9 protein-coding genes and 1 pseudogene are annotated in these 3,328 nt (G+C 33.8%); 7 read left to right on the forward strand and 3 right to left on the reverse strand.

The features are described 5' to 3' along the window. Positions 1-221: pseudogene (locus IQ228_RS23440) on the forward strand (DNA methyltransferase); the annotation flags it as partial. 2 nt (positions 222-223) lie between these two features. Here IQ228_RS23440 and IQ228_RS23445 read toward each other — a convergent pair. The 3 genes from IQ228_RS23445 to IQ228_RS23455 all read right to left on the reverse strand — a co-directional run bounded on the left by IQ228_RS23445 (position 224) and on the right by IQ228_RS23455 (position 1,370). Beyond that, positions 224-538, reverse strand: coding sequence for a DUF433 domain-containing protein (locus IQ228_RS23445; RefSeq protein WP_193964613.1), 315 nt, complete (start codon positions 536-538; stop codon positions 224-226). Positions 539-663: 125 nt separating this feature from the next. Continuing rightward, on the reverse strand, positions 664-1,071 hold the full coding sequence (locus tag IQ228_RS23450; RefSeq protein ID WP_193964615.1) for a hypothetical protein: 408 nt from the start codon (positions 1,069-1,071) through the stop codon (positions 664-666). After that, on the reverse strand, positions 1,068-1,370 hold the full coding sequence (locus tag IQ228_RS23455; RefSeq protein ID WP_193964617.1) for a hypothetical protein: 303 nt from the start codon (positions 1,368-1,370) through the stop codon (positions 1,068-1,070). Before IQ228_RS23455 ends, IQ228_RS23450 begins: the two co-directional genes overlap by 4 nt. A gap of 180 nt (positions 1,371-1,550) precedes the next feature. On the opposite strand from IQ228_RS23455, the gene IQ228_RS23460 reads away from it, so the two are divergent. From IQ228_RS23460 to IQ228_RS23485, 6 genes are all read left to right on the forward strand, one after another. Further along, positions 1,551-1,757, forward strand: a complete 207-nt coding sequence (locus tag IQ228_RS23460; protein WP_193964623.1) for a hypothetical protein — start codon at positions 1,551-1,553, stop codon at positions 1,755-1,757. 53 nt (positions 1,758-1,810) lie between these two features. Continuing rightward, complete coding sequence (locus IQ228_RS23465; protein ID WP_193964619.1) at positions 1,811-2,044, forward strand: UPF0175 family protein; 234 nt, start codon at positions 1,811-1,813, stop codon at positions 2,042-2,044. Positions 2,045-2,046: 2 nt separating this feature from the next. Continuing rightward, on the forward strand, positions 2,047-2,418 hold the full coding sequence (locus tag IQ228_RS23470; protein WP_193964620.1) for a hypothetical protein: 372 nt from the start codon (positions 2,047-2,049) through the stop codon (positions 2,416-2,418). 21 nt (positions 2,419-2,439) lie between these two features. Next, positions 2,440-2,643, forward strand: a complete 204-nt coding sequence (locus IQ228_RS23475) for a type II toxin-antitoxin system HicB family antitoxin (RefSeq protein ID WP_193964621.1) — start codon at positions 2,440-2,442, stop codon at positions 2,641-2,643. Next, positions 2,640-2,867 carry a type II toxin-antitoxin system HicA family toxin gene (locus IQ228_RS23480; RefSeq protein ID WP_193964622.1) on the forward strand — a complete coding sequence of 76 codons (228 nt, stop codon included), beginning with the start codon at positions 2,640-2,642 and terminating at the stop codon, positions 2,865-2,867. The genes IQ228_RS23475 and IQ228_RS23480 overlap by 4 nt, the downstream gene beginning before the upstream one ends. Before the next feature lie 137 nt (positions 2,868-3,004). Further along, complete coding sequence (locus IQ228_RS23485; protein WP_228044042.1) at positions 3,005-3,325, forward strand: hypothetical protein; 321 nt, start codon at positions 3,005-3,007, stop codon at positions 3,323-3,325. Positions 3,326-3,328 lie beyond the last annotated feature (3 nt).

A 3,328-nucleotide genomic window follows, 5' to 3' on the forward strand; every position in this document is an offset into this window, starting at 1 on the left:
ATATTAATGAATTGATTTTGGGTATTAAAAGAGAACGAGGTTTAGAAATTATTGCTAATGGTATTGTGAATACCTTAAAATATTACTTGCGTTTTATAGAAGATTATCATGAATTTATTAGCACATATACCGAAGAATTAGTAATAGACGCTAGAAATTCAACGGAGGTAAAAGATTCTCATATTCAAGCTTGGCGAATAATTTTACAAGAATATCTATAGTATTAAATTTGACTTTTTTTCAGTTTTTGGTGCAGAATCGAAGGAGTTTGTGCTTGAATTTCTTGGATTAAAGCCTCTGATTCTGATATTTGTTGCCTAATTTCTTCTCGATGATCATGATAGTATGCTAAAGCAGCATAGACATCAGATAAGGTAATACTAGGATAATGGTAGAGAATTTCATCAGGAGACATTCCCATTTTTTCATGCCAAATCACAATATCCTGAACTCGAATCCGATGTCCAGCAATGCGAGGTTTTCCTCCACAAATACCAGGAGTGATTTCAATATGTTCTTTGATTACGTTGATGGACATAGTATTATCAAGAGAATTATCCACTCTAATTATATCACTATTTTGTTAGGTAGGTGTGTATTGTCGTTTGAGTATCTTACAAAGATTTGGACTATTACTGTACTTTTAGCTCTATTTGAAATTATTTAATTTTTGACTTGTTGGAAAGTTTTATAATTTCTACAAACAACCTCCAAACAAATATCTCCTTCTAAATGAAAATAAATTAGTGATTGTAAGTTGGTATTAATTATGCCAGTTTGATTGACAAATGGATAGGATGTAGATAAAAATTCCTGGATATTATCTTCAATTTTCTTGAGTTCAACTTCTCCTACCCAAAAACAGATATCTTCATCATTTGCATTGAGAGGTTGAGAAAAAACCAGGTGAATAATTTGGTAAAATTCAATAGCGACATCATCGGCTTCAGGACCAAAGGTAAAGTCAAGACGTAATCCCAGGTTTTGAGGATTTAAAGAAATACCAACTAAGTCAGCACTTTTCAAATCTTCGAGAAAAGTAGTGAGGGTTGGTGCAATTGTTGTTGTCATAAATTTACAATCTCTCCAGTATTATGAGTATTAGCTCCAGAAATAAATTCTATCTGCTCTCCATATTGATTGTAGCGACGACGGTAAGATTTGCCATCAACTGCTTTAATTCTAGAACCTGTGCGGACAATTTCCCCATTTGGTCGAATATGAATTTGGCTACCATCTGGATGCTGAAATGTTTCATAACCCCCTTGAGTTTGCGTTTTAAATTCAAATCCTTGGTTGCTGAGAATTATTAAGACTTCTGAATGAGTTTTTCCTGTTAAGTTAGGTAGTTGTTGAGCGGCTATATTCATTTATAAGAGCTTGTCTATTATTCCCATTTTACTCTCTATTTCTTAGACTGAGTTAACAACAGCGTAACCTACCATAAGCATTGATAGTAAATGGTGGGTTACGGAGCATAAACATTATTATATGTTTCTTCTTTATTACCTTGTTCGCCTAACCAACCCTACGATGACTACTGGTAGTGATTGTCTTGTATAATACAAGACTCAGATTTTATTGAATATTTAAGATTAAAGCAACGTAAAAATAATAAAACTCAGATAGAAAAAATTGATAAATTACGGTATTTTGGTTTAAATGATGAGCAAATTGCGGAGGTATTAGAGTTACCTTTAGAGGTAATTAAGCAGGTAGAATCAAATAATTTAGCCATAGTAGTGTATACATATTAGACTATAGCCAACTCTATTTGTTAGAATCAAGAAAACAGGTTAAAAAATTAATTATGATCATTTCAGATGAAGTCGTCAAAGCAAGTGGTTTATCAGAGAAGCAACTTTTGATGGAAATTGTAATTTTGTTATTCCAGCAAGAAAAAATTAGCTTGGGTAAAGCTAGTGAAATATTAGGAATGAATCAAATTAAGTTTCAAAAATTACTTGCTGAACGGGGAATATGTATTCACTATGATGTAGCTGAGTTACAGGAAGATATCCAGCATCTAAGTGCAAAAGGCTAGCTATGATTATTATCAGCGATACTTCACCTTTAAGTAATTTAGCCATTGTTGCTTATTTGTCACTGTTACAGCAGATTTACAACAAGGTGATTATTCCTCAAGGAGTTGCAGAAGAACTTAGAAATGCAAGTGATGAAGAAAATTTAATTGCAGGAGTGCTTTCTTTAGATTGGATTGAAGTTATACCAGCCAAAAATCTTGAACTTATTTCCATATTACGGAATAATCACAATTTAGATCGAGGTGAAGCCGAAGCGATAGCTTCGCTCGCCATAGGCAACGCTCTTGCTCTAGAATTAAATGCAGATGAATTGTTAATTGATGAACGCCTTGGACGAAGTTACAGCATTTTTCAAATATTGTTATATAATTAAACTTATCATGGATGTAAAAATATGAAGCTAAGAGTAATTCTAGAACCTAGTGATGAAGGTGGCTACACCGTCTATGTTCCCTCCTTACCTGGTTGTATCAGTGAAGGGGAAAATGTTGATGAGGCATTAGCAAATATTAAAGAAGCTATAGAGTTATATCTTGAACCTGTAGAAAATGAATTTTCCGCTCAGGAAGGTATCATTGTTCAAGAGTTGGTTATATGAGTAAAGTTCCCAGCCTTCCATACACTAAAATCATAGCTGCTCTAGAACGAGATGGATGGATTGTAGCTCGTCAACGTGGTAGCCACATTCGATTAGAAAAAGAACTGACTGATGAAGTCCTTAAATTGACAGTTCCGGCTCATAAACCTGTTAAACGCTCTACTCTTGCCCATATTTTGAAACAAGCCCACACTGATATTGAGCGACTTCTTGATCTCCTGTGATGTGCTATGTCTAAGGCGATCGCAAAAAAATGATTTAATTAGAACAATGCTAAACTAAATTTTTTTGGATAAAATCCCCGACTAATTTTTTAAGAGGTGCAAGACTTTTAAACCGTCTATTTGGATTTGAATTATTAATGACTCCCTATACTATAGCGCATTTAAAATTAGGTTTATTATTAGGAGATTTAGGTTATAAATTTGTACCAGAAGAAAGATTGAAAGTTTATTTAACTAATGCGTTAGAAGCAGGAATAAAGGAAGGTGATCTAATTCCTGGTATTACTCAAATAATTGCCGAAGAATCCAGTCAAGCAGGAAAAGTAAAAACGGAAATTCCGGTAATGGTAGGATTAGGAAACCCTCCTTATTCTGTCAGTTCGCAAAATGCTAGTAAACGCAAAAGAGTTTACACAAGTTATCGAATCACCATTATTCCTGAAATTACCCCACCCTAACCC

Source organism: Dolichospermum sp. LEGE 00246, from assembly GCF_015207865.1.
GTDB lineage: Bacteria > Cyanobacteriota > Cyanobacteriia > Cyanobacteriales > Nostocaceae > Dolichospermum > Dolichospermum heterosporum.

Coding starts and splice junctions, on each gene's coding strand:
- IQ228_RS23480 (WP_193964622.1), top strand. CDS start 2,640: ATGAGTAAAGTTCCCAGCCTTCCATACACTAAAATCATAGCTGCTCTA.
- IQ228_RS23445 (WP_193964613.1), bottom strand. CDS start 538: ATGTCCATCAACGTAATCAAAGAACATATTGAAATCACTCCTGGTATT.
- IQ228_RS23475 (WP_193964621.1), top strand. CDS start 2,440: ATGAAGCTAAGAGTAATTCTAGAACCTAGTGATGAAGGTGGCTACACC.
- IQ228_RS23455 (WP_193964617.1), bottom strand. CDS start 1,370: ATGAATATAGCCGCTCAACAACTACCTAACTTAACAGGAAAAACTCAT.
- IQ228_RS23485 (WP_228044042.1), top strand. CDS start 3,005: ATGACTCCCTATACTATAGCGCATTTAAAATTAGGTTTATTATTAGGA.
- IQ228_RS23450 (WP_193964615.1), bottom strand. CDS start 1,071: ATGACAACAACAATTGCACCAACCCTCACTACTTTTCTCGAAGATTTG.
- IQ228_RS23465 (WP_193964619.1), top strand. CDS start 1,811: ATGATCATTTCAGATGAAGTCGTCAAAGCAAGTGGTTTATCAGAGAAG.
- IQ228_RS23470 (WP_193964620.1), top strand. CDS start 2,047: ATGATTATTATCAGCGATACTTCACCTTTAAGTAATTTAGCCATTGTT.